The following is a 24,612-nucleotide window of genomic DNA, read 5'->3' as shown; positions in this document are numbered from 1 at the left end:
CAGCCTCGCTGTTGGTTCTCAGAGGGCATCGCACTACTCCATCCAGGGTTGGGACCTGATCGCAGCGTCAGCGGCGCCGCGAACGCACTGGCACATTGGCCGGTCGTGGGCAGACGAGGCCGCGGTGCCGCGCCTGACGGGCGCGTCACGACGATCGCTGCGGTGTCACTCGTCCGGGCAGCGGCGCCTGTCCGCTGCGGTCGGCTATCACTCTCGGGCAGCGCCGCCGCGCGGCGCTGCGGGCGATTCAGACCTCGTCGGGAGGTCGGCTGTCGAGGTCGGCGCGGGCCTTGGCGCCGAGGCGCGACAGGCCGATGTTGTGATCGAGGAGCACCTTGCAGGGCACCGCGACCTCGCCCTCGGCGGTCTTGAGGACCACGCACACGCCGAAGTAGCGGATGACCACGCCCTCGACGTCGCCGACGCGGAGGGTGTCGCCGGGGCGGGCCAATCGGCTGAGGAAGTGGCCGGCGACGAGGTTGTGGAACGAATGGCGCGAGCCGAGCGCGAACGCCAGGGCGATCGCGGCGGCAGTGATCGCGGCGAGGACGATCAGCAGGGTCTCGATCAGCGAGGTCTCGAGGCCGGCCTGATCGCCGGCGACGATCACCGCCACCGTCATCACGCCGTAGTAGGCGAGGTTGCCGAGCAGCTCGGGGCGGTCGACGTCGCCGCGGCGCTGGCCGAAGCCGATCGCGGCGCGCCGGACCACCCCCGCCACGCCGGCGCCGACGCACAGCACCAGGCCGGCGGCGGCCAGGCGCGGCAAGAAGGCGATCAGCGCGGCGGCGCCGGCGGACAGCGCCTCGAGGCCGAGGATGTCGGCCGCGGCGGCGCCGGTGGCGAGCAGGCCGGCGGCCCACACGAGCCCGCCGACGAGGTGGGCCACGCCCTTGCGGACCCCGATCGCGTAGAGCAGCCGGGCCGCGCCGGCGCGCTCGGCCAGGGCGTCGAGCCCGGACTTCTCGATGGCCCAGCGCGCCATGCGGCTGGCGATCGCCGAGGCGACGAGTCCGCCGATCACGACTGCGACAAACAGCGCGGCCGTCGGCAACAGCCTGCTGACCTCTTGAGCAAGATCATTGAACATCACTCGTCCTCCTCGTCGTGTGAATCGTCGGTGGTCCTGGCGGTCAGCAGCGAGCCGGCGATGTTGCCCGTCTCGACCGCGACCGACGCGAGCAGGGCGACCGCGCTGGGCGGCCGCACCGCCTCGACCGCCGCGACCTGATCGATCTCGTGTTTGACGCGGTCGCCGAAGTCGGCCGCGAGCGACACGAGCTCCTCGCGCAGCACCTCGAAGACGCCGTGGATCCAGTCCGACTCAAGCAAGTCCGGTGTCGCCACGTCGACCTCCTCGCTTCGCGTACTCGCGCTGAAATTCGGTCCGCGCCCGCGTGAGCCGCATCTTCGCCGCCGACTCGCCGATCTCGAGCACCTCGGCGATCTCCTTGAGCGGGAGCTCCTCGACGAAGCGCAGCACCATGATCTCGCGGTAGGGGTAGGCCAGCTCGCCGAGGACCCGCTTGAGCAGGTCGCGCTCGCCGAGCTGGCCGGTCATCGACTCGCCGCTGAGCGTCATCGGCAGGCCGCTCTCTTCCTCGTAGCGGGCCCGCGCCCGCGAGTCGCGGCGGTGGTTGAAGGCCAGGCGGCGGGCGATCACGCGGAGCCAGCCGCGGAAGCGGGTCCCGTCGCCGCACTGCTCGATCGCCAGGAAGGCGCGGACGAACGCGTCCTGGGCCACGTCCTCGGCGTCGCTCTGGTTGCCGAGCAGGTGCGCCAGCAGGCGGACCAGCCACTGCTGATGGCGATCGACGAGGGTCTCGAACGCGAGCTGACCGGGGAGGCCGCGCTGGGCCGCCGCTCGCACCAGCGAGGCGTCGTCGGGCTCGATCGTCATGAATTCGCCCTGGGGTCCGTCGGCGGCCCCGATTTCGCCCTGCGAGCGCGGCATGTCAAGCGCTCCACCAGCCTTCGCGGCGGCCGCGCGGCGCCTCGTGAGTCTCGTGCAGCGCGTCGCAGGGGTCCGCAGCGGCGGCGCCGGGCGCCACGGGGTGACCCGGGACGGGGTCGTTCGCGTCGACGGCGAGCGCGGCGCCCGGACGGCGAGGGGCGGCAAATCGGCCGTGGCGCGCGAGCTCTCGCACGGGCGCCGGGAGGCCGACGTCGCGGCAGACATGGGCTCCGGGCCCCGACGCGGGGTCGAGGTCAAGCGCCCGCGTGGGGCCGGCCGCGGCGCCGGAGGGCAGCGGCGTGAGGTGCAGCGACATGCTGGGGTCTCCGCATTCGAATCGGTCGTGAGAGGGCGCGGGCTCACGAGGTGCGCCCCGCAGGATGGCTTCATGGGGTCATCGTGGTTCGCGTCGATCGCCGGCCCTGCTTGCGCGGGTGGCGTGATTGGCGAGCGGCGACAGGGGCGCGCGGCGCTGTGAATATTGGTGTCTCATGTCTTCTGTCCATTGTCGGCAGCGGCGCGTCGCGGCCGGACGCGAGGGCGCGGCTGCCCGCGCGTCCTCGCGGGCGCGGCGGGCGATCTTTCAATAGACTCTCTATTCAAAAGAGAGTGTCAGCAGATGGGCCGGTCGGGGCCGGCCTCATATTCGAAGAAACATGGACTCACTTGCGCGCCACCACGTCGGCGCTGAAGATCCCCTTGCCGCTGGGGCTCGCCGGGGCCGGATCTTTCTCGAGGGTGATCAGCACCTTGAACGCGGAGCTGGGCGAGCTCGCCTCGAGCTGACCGCGGCGGTCGCCCTCGTCGTAGGCCAGGGCGCCGGCCCGCACGGCCGGCAGATCGCCGGTCACGAGCCATACGACGAAGGATGTGGCCTCGGTGTCGAGGCGGGACGGCGGCGCCAGGTTGGTGACGTCGAGCGTCACGGCGTAGGTGCCGGTCTTGTTCTTCTTGGCCACGATCTTGGCGTCGGAGCCGAGCGCGGGCGCGTGGGTGGGCGCCTGGACGGTCGTGGCGCAGGCGGAGGTCGAGAGGAGGACAGCGGTGAAAAGGGATACGAGGACGCGTGTCATGAGCTGAAGTCAGTCGTCGAAGGGTCTGCCGTACTCACACGGGCCGGGTCGTCGGGGTCACACGAAAAATCGAGGTCGAGGCGAGGCTGGGTCGTGTGGCAACGCTCGCCCCGAGACCCGAGGCCGTGTTCGACCCGCCGCGGAGGGGCTGACCTATACACACGGCTCGAGGCACGGGGGTCACAAGAAAAATTCGCAGGGCCGTGTGGGCGGGCGTGGGCGGGCGCCCGCCCACGCCACGGCGGCTCGGCGGAGGTGCTGCGCAGCTTCTGCGGCGAGGACGGCTCGCCGTGAAGAGGAGGTGGCGCGCAGGTCGATGCGCTGGCGCAGTTTCTGCGCAGAGGACGGCGGGTGTGGACTGTGCTCGGGAGTGCTCGCGGGGGCACCTCGGGATCGTCGCCATGCTAAAAAAACTCGCGTGAGCGTTGCCGACCCGGACCACGCAGATCCGTTCACGGGGCAGCGCGCAGCGGTCGAGGCCCTGCTCTCGGCCGGCCTGGAGGCTCCGGTGCGGGTGACCGCGGCCGAACGCGTGAGCGAGGAGGGGCGCCGCAACCTGCTCCTGCGCTGCACGGTCGCCGGTGCCGACGGCCCGACCCGCGTGATCGTCAAGCAGGTCGTGGCGGACGCCTACGACCCGGACGCGGTCGACTCGTGGGATGTCCGGCGGTTCTTCGGCGACTGGGCCGGCGCCGAATTCCTCGGCGAGGTCGCCGGGGAATCGCCGCACGGCCCGCGCTTTTACGGCGGCGACCGGGCCCGCGGCCTCATCGTCCTCGAGGATCTCGGAGAGCATCACAGCCTGGTCGAGCCGCTGCTCGAAGGCGACGCGGCCGGGGCCGAGCAGGGCTCCTGGCCCTCGCGGGCCGCCTCGGCGCGATGCATGCCGATACGATCGGCCACGAGGCTCGCTTCGAGGCGATCGCGCGGGCGGTCGACCCGAAGTCCGCGGGCGTCGCTGCGACGTGCCTCCGGCAGGCGAACGAGCTGCGCGAGCAGGCCGATCGTGTAAGCGGTCAGCTCGAGCGGCTCGGGTCGCCGGCCGCCGCGGGCGTCGCCGACGACGTGGCGACGATCTGCGAGGCAATCGCGCACCCCGGGCCCTTTCTCGCCTACATCCACGGCGACCCCTGTCCCGACAATGTCTTTTACGGCGGCGGTCGCCTGCGCCTGATCGACTTCGAATTCGGGTGCTTCGGCCACGCCCTGCGCGACGGAGCCCACGCGCGGCTGCAGTTCCCGACCTGCTGGTGCGCCAACCGCTTGCCCGAGGCGGTGCTGAGCCGCGTGGAGCGCACCTATCGCGCCGAGCTGGCGCGCGGCTGTCCGGCGGCGCACGACGACCGGAGCTTCGAGTCCGCGCTGGCGGCGATGGGCGGCTACTGGCTGATCGTGTCGCTGGGGTGGCTGCTCGAGCGGGCGATCGCGGAGGACGCCCCGTGGGGCATCGCCTCGACGCGGTCGCGCATCCTGGCGCGCCTGGAGGCCTTCGTCGCCGCCGCTACCTCCGAGCGCCTGCCCGCCCTGCGCGGCACCGCCGAGGCGCTGCTGGAAGCGCTGCAGCGGCGCTGGCCCGAGGCGCTGCCGCTGCCGCTCTATCCTGCGTTTCGTTGAAAACGAGCGACGCGCTCAGCTTTCGTCGCTCGAGCTCAGATGATCGAGGAGGTCGTCGGCGGACTCGAACTGGACCGTCTCGATGCCGTCGTCTTTCTCGTCGACGATGACTTCGACGACTTCGAAATCGTCGCCGAGCTGCGCCCGGATCCAGCTGTCGGGGAACTGCTTCGGCGCGGCGAAGGACAGCAGGACGGCGTCGGGGAGGACGACCACGGAGCGCACAGCCAGATCGTCGCGCAGGTCGGTGGTCTCGATCACCTCCTCGCCGCCGACCGCCTCCTCGATGTCCTCGGCGATCGTGTCGACGATCTGCCGCCATTGCGCCGTCGTGATCGTCAGGATCCGTCGGACAGCGGCGAGGAGGGCGCCCGCGTCCAGCTCCGGCTGCTCCTCGAGCTCGGGGTCGACGTTGACCATGACGTCGGCCCCGGCGGCAGGCAGGCGCGCCGCGCCGATGACGATCCCGTCAGTCGTGCAGGGCGCGGACAAGAGCCCGCTCCTGGCGAGCTCGTCGCGCAATTGATCGATCGGCTGCAGGCGCTCGTCGGCAATTCATGAAAAACACGCCGGAGCTCACCGCCTTGCCAAACGGCGAGCTCCGGCGTCGGGCGTCGGCCGAGGGAGGTCTCGCGTATCCCTCGTCGACAGCTTGTGATGAGCACGCCGAAGTCTGCCGTCTCAAGGTCGACGGCGCGCCCCGGCGTCGTATGCGCCTAGCGATTACGTGGCCAGCAGCTTGGGGGATGAGCCCGCCGCCTTCCAGGTCGACGGCGAGCTGTGATTCGTGTGCCGGGAGGGAGGCCTCGCGGCCACGGGTCGGTGGTGTTCCGGAGCTCGCCGAGGCTCGCCGCCGCAGGGCGAGCTTTCGGCGATGGTCGGCTCGCGGTTCACTCGGTGAGCAGCTTGTACTCGATGCGGCGATTGATGGCGCGGCCCTTCGCGGTCCCGTTGTCGGCGATCGGCTCGTCGGGGCCGGCGCCGCGGGTCTGCAGGCGCTCGGGAGAGATACCGGCGCCGACCAGGTAGTCGCGGACGGACTCGGCGCGCCGGCGCGACAGGTCGACGTTGACCTCGCGCGAGCCGGTGTTGTCGGTGTGGCCGACGATCTCGACGCGCAGGTCCGGGAAGTCCTTGAGCACCTTGACCGTGCCGTCCATCGTCTTCTTCGAGGTCGGCTTGATGCTGGCCTTGCCGAGGTCGAAGTATATGCCCTTGATGACGCCGGTGAAGCGGGTGACTGCCGCGGGCAGCTCGTCGGGGCAGCCGTCGGTGTCCTCGAAGCCGTTGCGAGTCTCCGGCTTGTCGACGCACTTGTCGTCGGGGTCGAGGAGCTTGTCGCCGTCGCTGTCGCGCACCGGGCAGCCGTCGGGCGCGACGCCGGGCTCTTCGGGGCACTTGTCGTCGGCGTCGAGGAAGCCGTCGCGGTCGCGGTCGGGCGGCGGACAGCCGTCGGGTTCGATGCCCGGGACGGTCGGGCACTGGTCCTTCGAATCGAACACCTTGTCGCCGTCGGAGTCGCGGTCGGGACAGCCGTTGGGCAGGTCGCCGGGCTCGTCCGGACACTGGTCGTCCTTGTTGGCCACGCCGTCGTGGTCGCGGTCCGGATCCTCCTTCGCGGCGGGCGCGGGCTTCTTGCGCCCGAGCGTGAGCGAGGCGCCGGCGAGGACCTCGAGGTGGCTGGTGCCGTCGGTCTGCTGGGCCGCCTGGGCGGCGATCAGGTGGCGGGCGTCGAGGCGCAGGGTGAACATGCGCGTGACGTGGAACTTCACGCCCACGCCGTAATGGCCGATCGGGTCGATGTCGTTGCCGGCGACCTCGGGCTTCGAGCGCAGGCCCATGAAGCCGTAGCCGCCGAGGATGAACGGGACCACGCGGAAGAACGGCAATTGCAGGATGCCGTGGCCGCGGAAGGTGTAGAGCAGGGCGCTCCCGCCGGGGTCGTAGGTGACCGGCAGTGCTCCGCCCTCGAGCTCGAGGCCGAGGAAGCTCAGCGGGAAGTAGGCCACCCGCAAGCCGCCCTCGAACGACGGCCGTCGCAGACGCTCCTGCGGAGCGGTCGCGGGGTCGTAGAAATCGTGGTAGCGGGCGAATACCGCCGTGCCGAGGAAGATGCCGATCTCCGCGGTGTTGCGTTCGGGGTGGTACCGCCGGATCCCGGACTTTTCGCTCGCCGTCTTTTTATCCTTCTCGGCGGCGCTGGCCTCGGTCAATGGAGCTCCGGCCACCGCGAGCGCGACCAGGAGCGTGTTCCTGCGTAGTGTCTTCAATGCCATTCTCCTTGGAATCAAACTGGGTCACGAGAAAACCACACTGGCGGACTCGACCGCAGGCGCGGCGGTCGAGTCACGTTCGGTCCGGGGCCGAGGGCGCCCGCGGGCGATCAGAGCACGAACCCGAAGATCGGGCACACTGCCAGGCCGCACTCGCCGAGCAGGCCGCATTCGCCCAGGACGTTGTTGACCGTGTTGAGCAGCGTGGGGATGCTGACCTGGCACTGAAGCCCGCAGAAGACCGCGTTGCCGCCGTTCTCCGCGCAACCCAGCAGGCACAGGCAGTCGACGTCCTCGTTGCACTCGATCCAGGCGTCGCAACAGTTGGCCTTGAGACAGGCGTCGCAGTTGCTGTCGCCCGGTCCCGGCTCGCACAGGCCTGCAGTGTCGGAGTCGCTGTCGGAGTCGCTGACGGTGCCCATGGAGTCGGTGCCGTTGGTGTCGCTGACGGTGCCCATGGAGTCGGTGCCGACGGTGCCGTTGCTGTCGCTGACGGTGCCCATGGAGTCGGTGCCGACGGTGCCGTTGCTGTCGCTGACGGTACCCATGGAGTCGGTGCCGACGGTGCCGTTGGAATCGCTGACAGTGCCGACGGAGTCGGTGCCGTTGCTGTCGCTGACAGTGCCGACAGAATCGGTGCCGTCGCTGTCGCTGACGGTGCCGACGGAGTCGGTGTTGGAATTGCTGGCCGGACCGTTGGAGTCGGTGATCGAATCCGAGCCGTCGGAGTCAGTCGCCGAGACCTGCCCTTCGGTGGGCGTGGTGGCCTGCGAGTCCGAGTTGGAATCGGAGCCGCTCTGGCTGTCCGTGGCCGTGGCCGACGCGCTGGCGCTGGCACTGACACTGGCGCTGGCGCTGGCGCTGGCGCTCGCGCTCGCCGTGTCGGTGGCGGACGCGGGGCCGGCAGAGGCCGAGTCCGACGCGGTGTCGGTGGCCGTGTCGATCAGCTGATCGCTATTGCAGGCGTACCCACCGAACGTCAGCGCAGTCGCCAGTGCGAAGAGACGTAATTCATTGCGTCGCATGTCCATACCTCGATCCTCCCACGCGCCGCGCACAGGCGGCGCTCTCACTATTCTCGCGGGTCGAAACTCTCATGGCCCATATCCTCGGTCAAGCGCCAATCCCATGACCCTCGACGCCCCGGTCCGCAGATGTGCGGGTGGCCACAAGCACCGGAGATTCCCGGGATTCACGGCGATCGAACGCCGTCGCGGCGTAACGGCAGGGTGCGCATCAGCGACCACCTCCGACCCGGCGGCGCAAGATGCGGCGCCCGCCGATAGAGCCCCACGCGGGCTCGTCAGTAGGCGTTCTGCCAGTGTTCACGCGGCGGCGTACATTCCGACCGAGAATTGTTTCTCGCTAACACTGTTATCATTGCTGCGACGAGAGAGACGCACTCGCCGTCAGTTGAATTGGTCAGAGCGGACTCGACAATACATCGCGGCGAACAGGCATTCACCGTAATCTCGGTCGGCGAACAAAGGCTCGACAATCGTTATACTGGCGACTGGCGGACCCGAACGCGCAGCCGGCCCGACGGCGTGTCCGTGTCCGCGGCGCTGCGGACCTTTGTGCGGACGGGCGACCGTTGCCCGCAATGGGCCGGAACGCCGGCGACTCGCGGTGGTGTTGAATTGTCCGACACCGATGCGCGCGGCCACGAACTGCAGTCGCTCGGAAAGATGAATCAAAGTTCGCCGTCTGCAACAACGTATTGCCACGGAAACGACGTTCCATTGCGCCCCGGAACGCGTTCTATCAGCGCGAACCAGGAGCGGCGGCGGGTGAAGTTCGCCTGCACCACAATTAATGTCGAGATCCGCGGCCCGGTCCGCGGCTCGCTTGATCGGTTGGAGCGCGTCTTGTAAGACACCGAAGCGCCGCCGGACGAAGTCGCCGTGGATTCACCTCACCGCCCGATTCCCGGCGCCTGGGATCATTTCTCCGAGCTCGACCTGCACAGGCTCGATTTGGCGGCGCGGATCCTGGCGCGCAAAGCCGCGCCCTGTCAGTCGCGCGACCTGCTGGTCCAGGCCGGGGAGGAGATGGCGCGCTCGGCCGAAGAGGCCAGCGTGCTGACGGCCATCGCCGTGCTCATCCGCCTCAGCGCGGCGGCGGTGTCCTCGGAGGACGAGCCCGGCGAGGCGACGATCCGCGAGCACGCGGCGCGGCTGCTCGAGGCGCTGGGCGACCCCGACGACGCCGCGCTGGTCCGCGGGTGGCTGCGCCACGTGCCGTGGCAGCGGGTCGGGATCACCACGCTGCGCCGCATCCGTCGCGCGCTGCGGCGCGGGCTGTCGGCCGGGCCGCCTCGTGTGACCGTGTCCGACACCGACGGATGGGGCGACCTGCTGGACGCGCTGGCGCGTACGCTCGCGGTGGAGCGAGATAAAGAGGTATGGACCGACGCGGGCGAGGGCGACGCCGACCCGGATGCGCTGCGGCGGCGGGCCGAGACGACGCGGGCGCTGCTGGTCGAGGGCGCGGCGATGGTCGGCGCCGGCGGCCGCGGCCCGACGCGCAGCACCGTGAGCTCGCAGTCGGGCCAGACGGTGCGGGTGTCGACGCGAAACGTCTCGGTCCAGCCGGGCGAGACGATCGGGCGCTTCACGGTGCTCGACCGCCTCGGCAGCGGCGCGATGGGGGCGGTGTATTCGGCCTACGACCCGGAGCTCGACCGCAAGATCGCGCTCAAGATCTTGCACACCCGCAGCCAGGACAATTCGTCCCGCGGCAACACCCGCCTGCTGCGCGAGGCCCAGGCGATGGCCCGCCTGTCCCACCCGAACGTGGTCGTGGTCCACGACGTCGGCACGCACCGGCAGGACGTGTTCCTGGCGATGGAATTCATCCGCGGCAAGACGCTGCAGGCCTGGTCCGAGGAGCGCTCCCGCAGCTGGCAAGAAGTGGTGGCAGTGTATCGCCAGGCCGGCGCCGGGTTGGCGGCCGCCCACGCGGCCGGGCTGGTCCACCGCGACTTCAAGCCCGCCAACGCGATGCTCGGCGAGGACGGCCGGGTGCGCGTGCTCGACTTCGGCCTGTGTGCCACCACGACCGCCCGCATCGAGCCCCATCTGCGCGCCGGTTCAGGCGCCGAATTGCCGCTGTGGGTCGGCCGCGAGTTCGTCGGCACGCCGGCGTACATGTCGCCGGAACAGTTCCGCGCCGAGGTCGTCAGCGCGGCCTCCGATCAATTCAGCTTTTGCGTGGCGCTCTACGAGGCGCTGTACGGCCAGCGCCCGTTCGCCGGCGAGACGACGCAGAGCATCGCGCTGTCGGTCGGGTACGGCGAATTGCGGGCACCGCCGGCGGGCACCCACGTGCCGGCCTGGCTGCTCGCGGTGATCGCCCGCGGCCTCAGGCCCGAGCCCGAGACGCGTTGGCCTTCGATGGAAGATCTGCTGCGAGCGCTCGACCGCAGCCGCTCGCGCGTGCGACCGACCCTGGCCGCCACGACGCTGGCGGCCCTGCTGGCCGGCGCGGGCGGCTACCTGGCGGCCAGGCCGGCGCCGGTCGACGAGACCTGCAATGGTTCGGGGCAGGAGATCGCGGCGATCTGGGGCGCGAGCGAGCGCGAGGAGATCGATCGCCGCTTCGCAGGCCTGGGCCCGTATCACTCGACCGAGCTGTGGCCGCCGATCGCCGCCGCGCTCGACGGCTACGCCGGCGGCTGGATGACCGCGCACAAAGATTCGTGTCTGGCGCACCGCCGCGGTGAGAATTCGGAGGCGCTGCTCGATCAAAGAATGGTGTGCCTGGCGCAGCGCAAGGCCGGTCTGCGCGAGGCGATCGCGGTGCTGCGCGCGGCCGACGGCGAGGTCGCGGCGCGCGGGCTCGAGATCATCCGCGGCCTGCAGCCGGTCGACGATTGCGCCGACCTGCGCGCGCTGGCCAGCGAGGCGCCGCTGCCCGAAGACCCGGCGCTGCGGGCGGCGCTGGCCGATCAACGCGCGCGGCTCGAGCGGGTCGGCGCGCTCGACCGCGCCGGTCGCGAGGTCGCGGCGATCGAGCTGGCCGAGGAGGTGCTGGCCGCCGCCCATACCCGCAATTCACGGCCGGCCCTGGCCGAGGCGCTGCTCGCCCGCGCCCGGCTGACGATTCACATGAACAGCCGCTGGGCCGACGACGAGGCGCTGCTGACCCGCGCCTACCTGACGGCCTTCGGGGCCAAGGTCGACGAGACTGCGCTCGAGGCGTTGGCGCTGCGGATCCACCGGCGCAGCCGCGAGCTCGGGCAGGCCGAGCAGACGCGCGAGGACATCGCCCTCGCCCGCGAATACGCGGCGCGTTTGCAGGGACCGGCGCGGCTGTCGGGCCAGGTGCTCAACAGCATGGGCTCGGCGCTGCTCGCCATCGGCGACCTGCACCAGGCCGAGGTCACGCTGCGCGAGGCGCTGGCGGTGCGAATGGCGGCCCTGGGCCCGCGCCACGTCGACGTCGGCTTCACGCTGAGCAACCTGGCGCTGGTGGTCTCGGGCACGGCCGAGCGCGAGATGCTGGTGCTGCGGGCGCTCGAGATCTTCGAGACCGAGCTCGGGCCGGCCCACCCGCACAGCGCGGTGATTCGCATCGTCGCCAGCGTTTCGCTCACCGATCCGCGCATGGCCGCCGAGGTGCTCGAGCGCGGCTGCTCGGTGCTCGAGCGGTTCGCCGCCGACCGCGTGGCCCAGCGCGCGATGTGCCTGGCCCACCTCGGCCAGCGCCACGAAGAGGCGGGCGAGCCGGCGGCGGCTCGCTCGGCCTGGCGCGAAGCGGCGGCGCTGGTGCGGCGGCTGACGCCCGACGACACCGCGCTGACGCGCCCCGAGATCGCGCTGATCCGCGGCTATGCGGCGCTGCGCCTGGGCCCGGTCGGCGACGAGATCGCCGAACTGCGGGCCGCCTTTGCGCCGTCGGGCGCGAGCGGCGAATGGTGGCTCGCGGTCCAGCAGGCCGAGCTTCATTTGTGCCTCGGCCTCAACCTCGCCGCGCAGGGCGAGCTCGCCGAGGCGCGCCAGCATTTGACCGACGCGGTCGCCGGCCTGGCGTCGATCACCGTCGCCGCCCAGGCGCGCGACGTGTCGCTGCCGCGGCTGCTGGCGCGAGCCCGCGTCGAGCTGGCGAGCGTGCTGCTGGCCGGCCAGGGCCAGGAGGACCGGCAGCGGGCGCTCGCCGAGCTCGACGCTGCCGAGCAGTGGTTCCGCGGGGCCGGCGACGCGTTCGCCTGGCGGGTGGCGGCGATCGAGGGCCTCCGCGTGAAGGCCCGCGGTCGCTGAACGGCGAATCATCGCTGGAGGTGCGAGTAGGGGTTGCACGCGGATTCATCACAGCGCATAGGATCATCACATTGTGCTTGACGAAGACGGGCGCTGGGGTTTAGTGTCCGACGGCGTCGGGGGCGGAGGTTTTATGCGGGTTCGGGGTGTTGGCGGCATAATCGCGGGTGTAGGTGTTTTGGCGAGCGGATGCGTGGAGGCGCTCCCCGACGATGAATGGGTGGATGAGGCGATCGAGGCGCGCGACGGCGGCTCGACGACCTGCCCGGTGTGGCGCTGCGGCTTCAACTCCGCGGAGGTCAACGGCAAGGCCATCCGCGAGCTCAACCTCGACGGGCTCGCCAACGCCGAGGGCGTGCGGATCATCGGCTTCGTCCCGCCGGCGCTCGGGCTGCTCAGCCTGCAGAAATTCGAGCTCGGGGTCGAGAAGGGCGCGCTCGTGGCCCGCTCGGCGCAGGGGACCACGCTGCGCGGAGCCCAGCTGATCGGCGCGACGATCCTGGTCCAGTCGCAGGGCTCGTTGCTGCCGCTGCCGATCACGGTGCTCGGGCACCAGAAGATCGATTCGTGGGCGGAGGGCGCGCCGCAGGTTTCTACCTATACGCTCGTGTACCCCGACCTCGACGCGCTCATCGGTGTGCGCAATGTGTGTACCGGCGACCTGCTCGACGTCCTCACCAGCGCGGTGACCGTGATCGGCGGCGAGACCTACGACCTCGAGACGAAGACGATCCAGGCCGACAAGCCCCGCTGGTTGACGTTCGCCTGCGCCGGCTCGGCGGCGGCGAAGCTGCAATTGATGAACTACGGCCCGCAGTCCGACTTCGACGGCGCCGGCCACGCCGCCAGCCTGGCGCAGCGGCAGGCGACGCTGCGCATGATCACCGCCGATTACTGCGGCGACGGCCACAGCTATACGCAAAACGGCACGCCCCTCCACTGGGAGAACGCGGCCGGCACGGTGGTGAGCCCCGGCGAGCTCGGCGTGATGGAGGCGGTGTGGTCGGCCGGCGGCGCGCTCTGCCTCGAAGCCCAGCGCCTCGCCGGCGCCGATGTGGCTTGCGATCTGCCGGCCTGCGACACGTTCTCACTGGCAGAAGGCGAGTGGGTCACCTACGTACCGGGCGCGTGAGGGGTTCTGGTCGGGGCGGCCGTAGCGACCCGACCCGCGATTCCGGGGTGATTCGATGAAACGGTGTCCCTCGGATTCGTGATTTTCGCGTGTTCGTCGGCGTGGCAAGCAGCCCCCACGCTGGCTCCCCCGGTAGGCGAACCGGGCTCGCGTGCGTGCAGCGGCCACCTGTGCGACGATGCGGGCCATGCCTTCGCGTCCTCGTGCCATCCCGCTGCTGGCCTCGCTCGTGTGTCTGTCCGCGTGTGGCGACGACGGCGGCCGGACCGAGCACACCTCCGCCTCCGGCATCAACTCGCTCGGGCCCATCACCGCGGATACGAGCTCGGCCGGGACCGCTCCCTCGTCGGCCGGCACGGAGTCCTCGTCGGCCGGCAGCGGCGGCGAGACCGACGGCGGTCCGACCTCGACCGTCACGAGCGACGGCAGCACCGGCACCACGCCCGGCGACCCGACCTCGGGTGGGGCCCCGAAGCTCGATGTCGGCACTGTCGAGACCAGCGGCCCGCCCCCCGACGATACCGGGGAGATCTGCCGCTCCATCTCCGAGGAGGCCAAGCAGACCTACGAGCCGGTCGACATCGTGTTCGCGGTCGACACCTCGGGCAGCATGGTCGACGAGGCCGCGCAGGTGCAGGCCAACATCAACAGCTTCAGCCAGCAGATCATCAACAGCGGCATCGACGTCCACGTGGTGATGCTGGCCGGCGATCCGTTCCTCATCTTGCCGGGCATCTGCGTGCCGGCGCCGCTCGGCTCGGGGGTGTGCCCGGCCGACACCAAGCTGCCGAACTACTTCCATTATTCGCAGCCGACCCCGCCGGGGCCGATCGAGAGCGTCGACGGGGCGCGCAAGCTCGTCGAGCTGTTCCCGGTGTACAAGCCGCACCTGCGCCCGGGCGTGCGCAAATACATCGTCATCGTCACCGACGACGACTCCCGCAACGCCGAGGAGAGCTCGGGCGACGCTGGCAAGTACCACAACAACCCGAACGGGTTCATCGCGGATTATACCGCGATCGATCCGATGATGTCGGACGGCATGGGTAATCGCACCTGGCGGATGTCCGGCATCTACGCCTACTCCGCGTGTCCGAACTCGGCCCAGGTCGGCCAGGTGTGGCAGCAGATCGTCAACACCACCGGCGGCGTGAGCGGCGATATTTGCAATTGCAGCTTCGGCAACCCGGCCTGCACGCCGACCTTCCAGGCGCTGTTCGACGATCTGGCGACGAAGATCATCCAGGGCAGCGAGCCGCTCGCGTGCCAGTGGCAGATCCCCGAACCTCCGATGGGCGAGACGCTCGACCCCGATTACGTCAACGTCGAGTTCATCGACCAGAACGTCGGCGTCCCCGAGACCCTCTATCACGTGGACGGCGCCGTCGCCTGCGATCCTCTGCTCGGCGGCTGGTATTATGATGACAACGCCGCGCCGAAGAACATCATCCTCTGCCCGGTGAGCTGCGACAAGGTCTCGGCGGCCCCGCAGGGCAGCAAGATCAACCTGCTGTTCGGTTGCAAGACGGAGGTGATTCCGGGCTGACGTGCGTCACGAGGCCCGCGCGTGGTGCTGGCCGGGGCAGCGGTCGACGGCGCCGCCGGCACGCGAGCGCCGGCGACGGGCGGCTCATCGTCCACCCGAGGCACGCAGGCGCGACGCGCGGCCGATGGTGTGGCACACGCGCCGCACGGGCACGCCGCGGAACCGCGGCCTGCCTGACGACCCCATTCGCTCGAATCATACGATCGAGCCGGTCGGACGCTCACGTCGTGGTGGAGCGCCAGCGGCCGACCGGGTAGCGACCGCTCATCGTTGCGAGAGAGCGGTCCGCAGCGCCTCGCCGAAGCGCTCACGCACGGCGTCGCCGACGCTCTCGAAGACCGCGCCGGACACGTCGTACCGGAGGTTCTCGGCCAGGCGATAGCGCAGGGCTTCGACGATATACTCGGGGTTGAAGCCGCCGCCGAGCGTCGTCTGTTCGGCGAGGACGGACTGGAGGGCGCCGCCCAGCCGCTCGCGGAGGGTGTCCTCGATCTTCTGCTTGATGCGCGTCTCGAGGCGCTCGCGCACCGCTTCGCCGACGCGGTCGCGGACGTTCTCGATGATCCGCTCGCGGAGCTGCTCCATCACGAAGCCGCCCTGCTGCCCGCCGTTCTGCCCGCCGAAGCCGGGGTAGTAACCTGCGTTGCCGCCGAGCTGGCCGCCGCTGAACTTCTCGGCCAGCGCCGCGCGGACCGCCTCGCGCAGGCGGTCGCGGACGATCTCTTCCACTCCGTCGCGGATGATCTCACGCAGGCGGTCCCGCATGCCCTCGCCCAGGCGCCTCTCGAGCGTGTCGATCAGCTTGTCACGGACGAGCATCACGATGACCTCGAGATCGCCACCCTTCGCCTTTTTCTGCGAGAGGGCCGCGTTCAGGGCCTCCGGGAGCCGCTCGCGGAACGCCTGTTGCACGCGCTCACGGATCGCCTCACGGAGCCGCTCGCGGACCATGTCGACGACGCGCTCGCGGATCTCGGTCTCGATGCGCTCGCGGATCTTGAAGGCGATGCCTTCCGTCGCGTTCCAGTCCAAAAATTGCGCGGTCGGCCCCTCGCTGACGGCCTCGCGGATCGTGTTGTGAAGTCGCTCGCGGAGGGCGTCGCCGACCCGCTCGCGGATGGCCTCGACGAGTCGTTCATGCACCATCTCGCTGAAGCGCTCGCTCAAGCGAGTGGTGACGGTGTCGAGGTTGAAGCCGCCCGGTGCGCCATGGCCTTCGAGGAGGGCGTTCCGGATTTCCTGACCCAGGCGCTGGCGCACGAGGTCACGGACGCGATCCTTCATCACCTCCATCAGCCGCTCGTGAAACGCCTCGACGACCTTCTCGCGGATCGCCTCGCGGACCCGCTCGTGCATCAGGTCGCCGAGCTTCTCGAACTGGCCCTCGGGGAGCTGGCCGCCGAAGCCGCCGAACTGCTGCCCGAATCCGCCTTGCAATGCGGCCTGGATCGCCTGGTTGAGCAGTTGCATCTCATTGTTGTCCATCTGCTGCTTTCCCATGTCTCCTCACTCTCGCATGTGTTCGTCGTGCTTCGGTCTCGCGACGCTCTGCCCGGGCATCGCGTGCGGCATGACGAGGCGTCTCGCCGGCTCCTCGGGGCCTGCGGATGCCTTCGCCGCTGCTGTGTGGTGATCGAGCGATTGCCCGACGGGCAGTCCATTGTGCGCAGTCCGCCTTTTGGCCCATGACCGGCGCGCCGGTTAGATGGACCGGACTGAGCAGGGCGTCAAACAGGGGCGGAACCGGGCTGAAGGTCGCTATCGTCGCCGCGGACCGGGCGCGGCGAGATCGCTCATTCGTCCGCCGAACGGGTTCGTGCCACCCGACGCGCCTCTACTCATTGTTATCTCGCACGGCGGCGTATCGATGGGCGGCTCCGCTCGCCATGGATTGGCGATGGAACAGCATTCGTCGTCGGCGCGCCCGCTCGGTAATGCATCGATCTGGACCGCCGGCGCGCGCGGCCGCTCTTCGGCAGCGTGCAAAGCATCGATACATGCGAGAAGCCCTGAGGATATGCGCAGCAGGCGCGGGCACGGCGAGGTCGACGGAGGCGGACGAACCGCGCACAAACGCCCGGGTGGGCCGATGGCGACGCGCTGTCCTTAATGGACTGCACGCTGCGGAATGAGGGTTGCGGGCGCGTCGGCCGGGGGCGGCGGACGACGACCGCGCGCGCGGCCGAGGGCGCGACTGTGGACATTCGCAAAATGTGCGGCATGGGTCGCGCGCGTTCGAGAATGCGAGGACCGCGACGGCAGGTCGCGTCATCGTCGGCGGCTCGCCCAGGCCGCTGGTTCGTGACATGAGCCCCGTCTGCTCGTTCGGGGGGACGCGTTCAGCGATAGAGCGCGCGCGGGCCGACTCGCCCATGCAGAGCCGCCCAGAATTCGCGCCGCCATTCGCTCGCCCACGTCTCCTGGGCGCGGAAGTGGCGTCGCCAAGGCCCGCCGCCGGCGAGCGCGATGACCAGGAGGGGGAGGTTCAAGATCGAGAGCGCGAGCGCGATCGACCCGGGCTCGCCGCTCTTGAGGGACAGCACGACGAACAGGGCCGCCATCAGGGCGAGGTAATCGCGGAGGAAGGTGTCCGGCGGACGGACGAAGGTGCCCCGGACCGGACGGATCTGCACGCCCACCAGGGTGCGCTCGCCGTCGGCCACGGCAGTGACGTCGATCCAGAGCTCGAGGTGCAGGAGCTCGAGGTGCCAGTGCACCTGGTCGCGCGACGAGCGATCGCGCAGCTTCAGCTGCTTGCACAGGGGCGTGAGGGCGTCCATCACCGCCGGCAGGTCGGCCTCGCACACCTGCCATTCGCTGTCGGGAGCGCCGGGCGCGGGCGGGGCCGGTCGCGTCGTCGGGGCGGGCTGGAGCGCGGTCGGGGTCGGGACCGGGACGACGGGCGCGTTGCGCTTTGGGCGGTCTGGGGCGGGCTCGTTCGTCATCGAGGACGGCAGGGCTCGGTGCCCGATCGAGCATAGGCGGAGGCTCGGTCAGGGGCGAGGAACTGCGCGCGGTGCCACGATTCGCGGGCGTTCCGGCGCAGATCTGCGGCCGCGCCGAGCCGCCCGGGCGAGCGGCTGGGTGCGCGAAGCCGGGCTCACTCGGCCGGCTTGGCGGGCTCGGGGCTGGCGGGCGGGCCCGCGGGGGCGGTCGCCGGGGCTGCCGTGCCGCGGACGCACGGGTTCTTCGGGCTCAGGCCTTCCTCGTCGCTCTCGACCTCGCTCTGGCCGCGCTGCTGGACCGCGCGGAGGACGATGCGGGCGCTCAGCAGGTCCGGCTGGACGGCCAGGGCCTCGCGGGCGCAGCGTTCGGCGTCGAGGAACCATTCCTTGGTGAGGTACAGCGACGCCATGCTGCCGAGGCTGGGGCCGTAGTCGGGGGCCTGGGCGAGGGCCTTGCGGTACGACTGCTCGGCCGTCTTGAGGTCGCCGCTGGTCTGGGCGATCCGGCCGAGCATGTCCCACGAGGGGGCGCTCGCCGGGTCGCGCAGGTGGGCCCGCTCGAACCGGCCGCGCGCGTCCTCGGTGCTGCCGCGCTGCAGCAGCAAGAAGGCGTCGCGCCACAGCTCGCGGGCCATCTCGCGGGCCCGGGCGTCGCCGCTGGCGCCGCGCTGCGGGGCCTCGAAGCCGGCCACCTCGGCCAGCACGCGCGCGCGCTGGCGGGTCTGCTCGGCGGCCGCGGCGTCGAGCTCGACGCGCAGGCGCTCGAGCTCGGGGCCGCGCGAGGCTGTCTCTTTGGCCAGGGCCTTGAGGTCAGCCTCGACCACCGGGCGGGCGGCGCTCGCGGCGGTGAGCTCGGCGGTGAGCTCGCCGTGGCGCTGGACCAGGCCGGTGAGGCGGGCGCCGAGGCCGGGCAGCTCGGCGGCGACGGCGACGAAGTTGGTGAGGTCGGCCGGCTCGTTGTCGCGGCCGCGCGGGCTGAAGCTGGCCATCTCGGCGATCACGCCGCGGGCGGCCTGGACGTCGTCGGCGAGGCCGACGAGGTCGACGTCGAGGCCGCGCGCCTGGGCCCGCAGGCGCTCGACGGCGTGGGCGCCCTCGGCCTTGGCCAGCGACTGCTCGAGCGCCTCGCGGGTGCGGCTGGCGTCCGCGAGCTGCTCCTCGACCCCGGACTTCTCGCCCTCGAGGCCTTGATAGCGGGCGAGGGCCCACTGCGCGCCGAACCAGCCGGCCACGCCGACGCCGACGAGCAGCAGCAGCAGCAGCGCGATCCGGCGGGCGCGGCGACGGCGGCGCTGGCTTTCGAACCATGTCGCATTGGACAGGCGCATCGGCTCGAGCAGGCGGTCGTGGGCGAGCTCGTACCAGCGGGTCCCGAGGCGCTCCTCGGCGCGGACGAGCCGCTCCTGCTCGAGGCGGTCGACCAGCTTGTTGTTCAGGCCGCCGGTGTTGCGCTTGCCGCGGATCACCGCGCTGCGGGCGCCCTCGGGGGTGAGCAGCTTGTCGCCGATGAAGCGGCGGATCTTCGCCTCCGAGTTCCAGCCGGCGCGGGCACGGGCGATGCCGGCGTCGAGGTAGCGGATCAGCGCCTCGTCGGGGTCGCGCGGCTTGGCCATCGCGCCGCTCCTGCCGCCGCGGCGCCACTTCTCGTCGCACGCGAGCTGGAGCTGCATCGGCTCGACGAACTCGCTGGGGACCAGCGCCAGCTTGCCGAAGGTGCGCACGCGCCGGTGCCCGAGGTCGGTCGCCAGCTTCTCGGCGTCGGGCCGCGAGAACATCCCGCCGGCGGCGTGGGTCATGACCTCGATCGCGGCCGGGCGGCGCAGCGGGTCGAGGCGGAAGCGGACGCGCAAGAGGTCGGGGAGGAGGGGAGCGTAGCGCTCGAGCTCGGCCAGCTGCTCCTCGCGGATCGCCAGGCAGACCCGCACCGGCCGCTCCTCGACCCCGCGCTCGGGCTTGGCGAGGCACTCGACCAGCTCGCGCAGGAACGCCTCGCGCTGCTCCCACTGGGTGGTGTGAGTGGCGAACAGGTCCTCGAACTGATCGATGATCAGGGCGAGCGGGCGCTCGGGCCGCGGGTCCTGCATCGCCTCGAGGTACGAAGTGATGGTGTGCTTGACGACGCCGTCGAGGTCGCCGTGGTGCCAGTGCATCAGCACGTTGGCGCTGTAGACGTTGCGCAGGTGGATCGGGTTGGTGCCCGGGGGCAGAAGGCCGCCGGGGCGCGCGAGCGGCATGACCATGAAGCCGGCCCGCTCGAGCTCGGGCACCAGGCCGGCGGCCAGTAGCGAGGTCTTGCCGGCGCCGGTCGGGCCGTAGAGCACGGTGAGGCGGTTGGCGACCACCAGGGCCGCGAGGTCGCGGCGCTCGCCGGCGCGGCCGTGGAAGCGGTCGCGCTCGCCGGCCTCGTAGGGGCGGGGTCCGGGGAAGGGGCTCTGCGGGCCTGATTTGGGTGCGGACATGGACCTCCGGGGCGCTATTCGTGGTCGCGGAGCCAGCGCTCGCGCAGCTCCTGCAGGAACTCGAGCGGGGTCCCCCAGTACAGCTTGATGCGCTGCTCGCCGAAGTGACGCTCGAGGTAGCGGATCGCGGCGTCGTTGCCCTCGGGGCGCACGTGGACCGAGAGCGTGCCGTCCTGCAGGCCGCCGTAGTGAGCGCCGCCGAGGCTGCGGGCGAGGGCGCGGAAGTTGGCGTCGGTCAGCGGCTGGCCGATGAACAACAGCGGGCCGCCGCGCAGCGCCCGGTGCACCGACGGCGGCACGGTGTTCGGGTGGCGCGCGGTGGCGACGAACAGGTCGTAGTGGTCGGTCTCGGTCAGCGCCAGCGACTGCGGGAAGGCGGCCTGGCCGAGCAGGTGGAACACGAACGGCTCGTCGGCCGAGGGCTGGTAGTGCGGGTCGGCCTCGAACGGGGTCGGCATCGCGGCCGAGCGCAGCGTCTCGTGCCAGCGACAGAAGTCGAGCCGCGGCTTCCGCGGCGTGCGGCGGTCGTCGCGGCGGACCTGGGCGGCGCGCAGGGCTTGCGCGAGGAGGTCGTCGTAGCCGGTGGTGACGTACGTCGTGAACGGCAGCTCCGCGAGCAGCTGCAGCACGTCGCCGCCGGCCTCGGCCGCGGTCGCGTCGGCCAGCGCCTTGGCCAGCTCCTCGCGCAGCCACCGGGGCCCCTTCTCGAGCTCGAGGTACTGGGCCACGCGCGGCAGGTTCCAGCGGTCCTCGAGCGGGTACTGATACTCGTCGGCCCACCGCATCGCCAGGTCGCCCGGCAGCGGCAGCCGACCGAGGGCGACGCCGGGCCCGAGGAAGGGCGTACACTCGCCTCGCTCGATCCGCGACAGAAGCTGGCTCCATTCGGCGTCGGTCAACTGCGAGGGCATGCTTCGGCTCCCGCGCCAACGGTACACGGACGCTCGCGGCGCCGCGAGTTTCCTGCCGCCCCCAAGCCCCGGTCCGCGTCGGCCGCCGGAGGCCCCTCCGCCGCAGCCGGGCGGCGGGGCGTTCGTGCTACGGTTGCCCAGTGCAGCGCGAGTCGGGAGATCCGCCGCGAGCGGGGGCCGCTGGACCCCCATCAGCGTCGGACCTGTCTCAAAATACAGTTGCGCTGCGGCGCTTCGCCGACGCGGTGACGCACCTGCTCTGGGCCCATGGCGGCGCCGGAGACCTCGAATTCGTCAACACCGCCTGGTTCCGCTACGCCGGCGTGCCCGAGCAGTTACCCCCGGTCGAGGTCATGGCCCGGGTGATCCACCCGGACGACCTGCAAGCGCTGGCGGCCCGCCACGCCGAGGCCCTCGGCAGGGGAGAACCCTATGAGTGCGAGCTCCGGGTCAGGCGCCGCGACGGCGACCTCCGGTGGCACCGCGCCCGCGTCGAGCCGGTCCGCCTGGCGGCCGGACCGGTCGAGCGGTGGGTCGGCACCGCCACCGACATCCACGCGATGCGCCCGCGCATCGGCCCGAGCCGGGAGCTGGCGTCGGCGCTGGCGGCGTTCCACGGCGACGACGAGGTGCGGGCGCAGCTCGACGCGCTGTTCGAGGGCGCGTCGGTCGGCCTGGCGCTGCTGGACCGCGAGCTGCGCTACGTGCGGGTCAACCGGGCGCTGGCGGAGCTCAACGGGGCGTCGCCCGCGTCGCACCTGGGCCGCACGCCGAGCGAGATCTCGCCGCACCTGGCGGTGACGATGCCGCTGCTGGCCGAGGTGCTGCGCACCGGGGTGCCGTACGCCACCGACCACTTCAACCTGTACGGCGAGCGCACCTGGTACGTGTGCTTCTACCCGGTGCGCACGCGCGGGTCGGTCACCGGCGTGGCGGCGACGGTGCTCGAGCTGACCGAGCGCGTGCGGGCCGAGCAGGGCTACGAATTGGTCAACCGCGCCACCAACGAGGCGCTGCGCGACTGGGACGTGAAGACCGGCGAGACCCGCTGGAACGCGGCCATCTCGACCCGCTTCGGCTACCGCGCCGACGAGGTCGAGGACGACATGAACTGGTGGCTGGCGCGGATCCACGTCGACGACCGCGAGCGGGTCGCGGTCGGGGTCGAGCGCGCGATCAAGGACGGCGCCGAGCGCTGGGTCGAGGAGTACCGGTTCGCCCGCAGCGACGGCAACTTCGTCCGTGTGCTCGACCGCGGCTGGATCGCCCGCGACACGGTCGGCCGGCCCACGCGCATGGTCGCGTCGATGTTCGACGTCAGCGAACACCGGCGCGCCGAGACCGAGCTGACGGCGATCCTCGACGGCGCGCAGATCGGCTTCGCGGTGTTCGACCGCGAGCTCCGCTACCGCCGGATCAACCGCGCGCTGGCGACGATCAACGACCAGCCGGTCGACGTCCACCTCGGCGCGCGGCTGTCGGAGGTGGTGCCGTGGGTGGCGCCGCTGATCGAGCCGATGCTCGAGCGGGTCCGCGACCGCGGCGAGACGATCAGCGACGTCGAGGTGTCGGTGATGCTGCCGCAGCGCCACGGCCTGCCGGGGCACTTCCTCGTCAGTTACTACCCGTGGGTGCTCGAGGGCAACATCGAGGGCATCGTCGAGACGGTGCTCGACATCACCGGGCGCAAGCGGGCCGAGGAGGCGATGGCGCTGCTGGCCGAGGCCGGGCGCGTGCTGGCCGAGTCGCTCGACGGCGACGCGACCCTGGCGCGGGTGGTCGACCTGGTGGTGCCGAGCTTCGGCGACTGGTGCGTGATCCACCTGCGCCGCGACGACGGCTCGTTCGCGGTCCCGGCGGTGGCCCACATCGACCCGGCGACGCAGACCCGCCTGCGCACCTACGTGGCGGCGCAGGGCCGCCTGCCGCTCGACCGCGACGGCGAGCACACCTACGCGCGGGTGATGGCGAGCGGGCGCTCGCTGTTCGTGCCCGAGAGCGACGCGATCCTGGCCGGCATCGCCCGCGACTCGGCGCACCACGAGGCCCTGACCGCGCTGGCGGTCCGCTCGTCGGCGATCGTGCCGCTGCCGGTCCAGGGGGCGATCCTCGGCACCCTCTCGGTCGGCACGTGGAAGGGCTCGGGGCGGCTCTACGACAACCACGACCTCGCCCTGGCCGAGGAGCTCGGGCGCCGGATCGCCCTCGCCCTCGACAACGCCCGCCTGCTCGAGCTGTCCCGCCGCGAGCGCGCCCGCGTCGACGCGGCCAACCGGGCCAAGGACGAGTTCCTCGCGGTCGTGTCGCACGAGCTGCGCACGCCGCTGCAGGCGATCCTCGGCTGGTCGCGGGTGCTGCGGCGGACCGGCCTGAGCGAGGAGCAGCGGCAGAAGGCGATCGACGCCATCGACCGCAACGCGTCGGCGCAGGCGGGGCTGATCAAGGACCTGCTCGACACCACGCGCATCATCACCGGCAAGCTGCAGCTGCGGGTCGGCCCGGCCGAGCTGGTCCAGATCGCCGAGGCCGCGCTCGACATCGTCCGCCCGGCCGCCGAGGCGAAGGGCGTGCGCCTGGCGTTCTGGCCCGAGCCGCCGGTGATCCCGCTGGTCTGCGACGCCGAGCGCGTGCAGCAGATCCTGTGGAACCTGCTGAGCAACGCGGTCAAGTTCACCGAGCGCGGCGGCAAGGTCGACGTGGCGCTCGAGCTGACCGGGCGCAACCTCGTGGTCATCACCGTCAAGGACACGGGCCGCGGGATCGGGGCCGAGTTCCTGCCGCACATCTTCGACAAGTTCCGCCAGGAGGACTCGGGCACGACGCGCCAGCACGGCGGGCTCGGGCTCGGCCTGGCGATCGTGCGCCACCTGGTCGAGGGCCACGGCGGGACGATCACCGCCCACAGCGACGGGGTCGGCCAGGGCGCCGAGTTCGTGGTGCGCCTGCCGACCCGCGCCAGCCAGGCCGGCCGCGTCAGCGCGGTGGCCTCCGGCGCGGCCGCGGGCCCGGCCGTCGGCGAGGCCGTCCCGCGCGAGGCCGACCTGCGCGGGCTCAAGATCCTCATCGTCGACGACGAACGCGACGCGCGCGAGCTGGTCGCCGCGTTCCTCCAGCCGACCGGCGCCGTGGTGCTGACCGCCGAGAACGGCGAGCAGGCGCTGACTCTGGTCACGCAGCAGCGGCCCGACGTGATCGTGTCCGACATCGCCATGCCCGGCGAGGACGGCTACGACTGGATGCGCCGCCTGCGTCAGCGCCCGGTCGGCGACGGCGGGCGCACGCCGGCGCTGGCGCTGACCGCCTACGCGCGGCTCGAGGACCGCACGCGGGCGCTGCTCGCCGGCTACCAGAAGCACCTCGGCAAGCCGTGCGAGCCGTTCGACCTGGTCACCGCGATCTGCGAGCTCGCCGGCCGCGACGGGCGCTGACGGACGTCTCACGGCT

19 protein-coding genes are annotated in these 24,612 nt (G+C 71.4%); 7 read left to right on the top strand and 12 right to left on the bottom strand.

Annotated features, from left to right (window positions below):
- Window positions 1-247: 247 nt before the first annotated feature.
- From OV090_RS40230 to OV090_RS40210, 5 genes are all read right to left on the bottom strand, one after another.
- On the bottom strand, window positions 248-1,090 hold the full coding sequence (locus tag OV090_RS40230; RefSeq protein ID WP_267710165.1) for a mechanosensitive ion channel domain-containing protein: 843 nt from the start codon (window positions 1,088-1,090) through the stop codon (window positions 248-250).
- Complete coding sequence (locus OV090_RS40225) at window positions 1,090-1,347, bottom strand: hypothetical protein (protein WP_267710163.1); 258 nt, start codon at window positions 1,345-1,347, stop codon at window positions 1,090-1,092. The genes OV090_RS40230 and OV090_RS40225 overlap by 1 nt, the downstream gene beginning before the upstream one ends.
- Window positions 1,325-1,954 carry an RNA polymerase sigma factor gene (locus OV090_RS40220; RefSeq protein WP_267710162.1) on the bottom strand — a complete coding sequence of 210 codons (630 nt, stop codon included), beginning with the start codon at window positions 1,952-1,954 and terminating at the stop codon, window positions 1,325-1,327. The genes OV090_RS40225 and OV090_RS40220 overlap by 23 nt, the downstream gene beginning before the upstream one ends.
- Window position 1,955: 1 nt before the next feature.
- Window positions 1,956-2,270 (bottom strand): hypothetical protein, encoded by a 315-nt coding sequence (locus OV090_RS40215; RefSeq protein WP_267710161.1) that lies wholly within the window; start codon window positions 2,268-2,270, stop codon window positions 1,956-1,958.
- Window positions 2,271-2,616: 346 nt separating this feature from the next.
- On the bottom strand, window positions 2,617-3,027 hold the full coding sequence (locus tag OV090_RS40210) for a hypothetical protein (RefSeq protein WP_267710160.1): 411 nt from the start codon (window positions 3,025-3,027) through the stop codon (window positions 2,617-2,619).
- 370 nt (window positions 3,028-3,397) lie between these two features.
- Between OV090_RS40210 and OV090_RS51220 the strand changes: the two genes are divergently transcribed.
- Together OV090_RS51220 and OV090_RS40205 are read left to right on the top strand one after the other, a co-directional pair.
- The gene (locus OV090_RS51220) at window positions 3,398-4,039 is read left to right on the top strand and encodes a hypothetical protein (protein ID WP_346660414.1); all 642 of its coding nucleotides are present in this window, start codon (window positions 3,398-3,400) and stop codon (window positions 4,037-4,039) included.
- The gene (locus OV090_RS40205; protein WP_346660438.1) at window positions 3,922-4,641 is read left to right on the top strand and encodes a phosphotransferase; all 720 of its coding nucleotides are present in this window, start codon (window positions 3,922-3,924) and stop codon (window positions 4,639-4,641) included. Before OV090_RS51220 ends, OV090_RS40205 begins: the two co-directional genes overlap by 118 nt.
- Before the next feature lie 15 nt (window positions 4,642-4,656).
- On the opposite strand, the gene OV090_RS40200 is transcribed toward OV090_RS40205, so the two are convergent.
- From OV090_RS40200 to OV090_RS40190, 3 genes are all read right to left on the bottom strand, one after another.
- The gene (locus OV090_RS40200) at window positions 4,657-5,133 is read right to left on the bottom strand and encodes a hypothetical protein (protein WP_267710158.1); all 477 of its coding nucleotides are present in this window, start codon (window positions 5,131-5,133) and stop codon (window positions 4,657-4,659) included.
- 398 nt (window positions 5,134-5,531) lie between these two features.
- The gene (locus tag OV090_RS40195) at window positions 5,532-6,911 is read right to left on the bottom strand and encodes an OmpA family protein (RefSeq protein ID WP_267710157.1); all 1,380 of its coding nucleotides are present in this window, start codon (window positions 6,909-6,911) and stop codon (window positions 5,532-5,534) included.
- Window positions 6,912-7,024: 113 nt separating this feature from the next.
- A complete protein-coding gene (locus OV090_RS40190; RefSeq protein ID WP_267710156.1) occupies window positions 7,025-7,462 on the bottom strand; it encodes a hypothetical protein in 438 nt (145 codons plus the stop codon).
- On the opposite strand from OV090_RS40190, the gene OV090_RS40185 reads away from it, so the two are divergent.
- The 4 genes from OV090_RS40185 (at window position 7,461) to OV090_RS40170 (ending at window position 14,853) form a co-directional block, all read left to right on the top strand.
- Entirely contained in the window at window positions 7,461-7,865 is a 405-nt protein-coding gene (locus OV090_RS40185; RefSeq protein ID WP_267710155.1) for a hypothetical protein, read from the top strand. The two genes, OV090_RS40190 and OV090_RS40185, sit on opposite strands and share 2 nt — an antisense overlap.
- 953 nt (window positions 7,866-8,818) lie before the next feature.
- Window positions 8,819-12,175, top strand: coding sequence for a serine/threonine-protein kinase (locus OV090_RS40180; protein ID WP_267710154.1), 3,357 nt, complete (start codon window positions 8,819-8,821; stop codon window positions 12,173-12,175).
- Window positions 12,176-12,395: 220 nt separating this feature from the next.
- The gene (locus OV090_RS40175) at window positions 12,396-13,307 is read left to right on the top strand and encodes an ADYC domain-containing protein (protein ID WP_267710153.1); all 912 of its coding nucleotides are present in this window, start codon (window positions 12,396-12,398) and stop codon (window positions 13,305-13,307) included.
- Window positions 13,308-13,494: 187 nt separating this feature from the next.
- Window positions 13,495-14,853 (top strand): vWA domain-containing protein, encoded by a 1,359-nt coding sequence (locus OV090_RS40170; RefSeq protein WP_267710152.1) that lies wholly within the window; start codon window positions 13,495-13,497, stop codon window positions 14,851-14,853.
- 264 nt (window positions 14,854-15,117) lie between these two features.
- Here OV090_RS40170 and OV090_RS40165 read toward each other — a convergent pair whose 3' ends face one another.
- The 4 genes from OV090_RS40165 to OV090_RS40150 all read right to left on the bottom strand — a co-directional run bounded on the left by OV090_RS40165 (window position 15,118) and on the right by OV090_RS40150 (window position 21,168).
- Window positions 15,118-16,353: a hypothetical protein gene (locus tag OV090_RS40165; protein WP_267710151.1), complete on the bottom strand. Its 1,236-nt coding sequence runs from the start codon at window positions 16,351-16,353 to the stop codon at window positions 15,118-15,120.
- 839 nt (window positions 16,354-17,192) lie between these two features.
- Entirely contained in the window at window positions 17,193-17,798 is a 606-nt protein-coding gene (locus OV090_RS40160) for a hypothetical protein (RefSeq protein WP_267710150.1), read from the bottom strand.
- Between the two features lie 155 nt (window positions 17,799-17,953).
- A complete protein-coding gene (locus OV090_RS40155) occupies window positions 17,954-20,257 on the bottom strand; it encodes a hypothetical protein (protein WP_267710149.1) in 2,304 nt (767 codons plus the stop codon).
- A 14-nt stretch (window positions 20,258-20,271) separates the two neighbouring features.
- Window positions 20,272-21,168, bottom strand: coding sequence for an SIR2 family protein (locus tag OV090_RS40150; protein WP_267710148.1), 897 nt, complete (start codon window positions 21,166-21,168; stop codon window positions 20,272-20,274).
- Window positions 21,169-21,308: 140 nt separating this feature from the next.
- Here OV090_RS40150 and OV090_RS40145 point away from each other — a divergent pair, with 140 nt between their 5' ends.
- A complete protein-coding gene (locus OV090_RS40145) occupies window positions 21,309-24,596 on the top strand; it encodes a PAS domain S-box protein (protein ID WP_267710147.1) in 3,288 nt (1,095 codons plus the stop codon).
- Window positions 24,597-24,612: the final 16 nt, after the last annotated feature.

The organism is Nannocystis sp. RBIL2 (genome assembly GCF_026626745.1).
GTDB lineage: Bacteria > Myxococcota_A > Polyangia > Nannocystales > Nannocystaceae > Nannocystis.
Note: the sequence above shows the minus strand (reverse complement) of the source record. Positions and strands in the feature narration are given on the sequence as shown.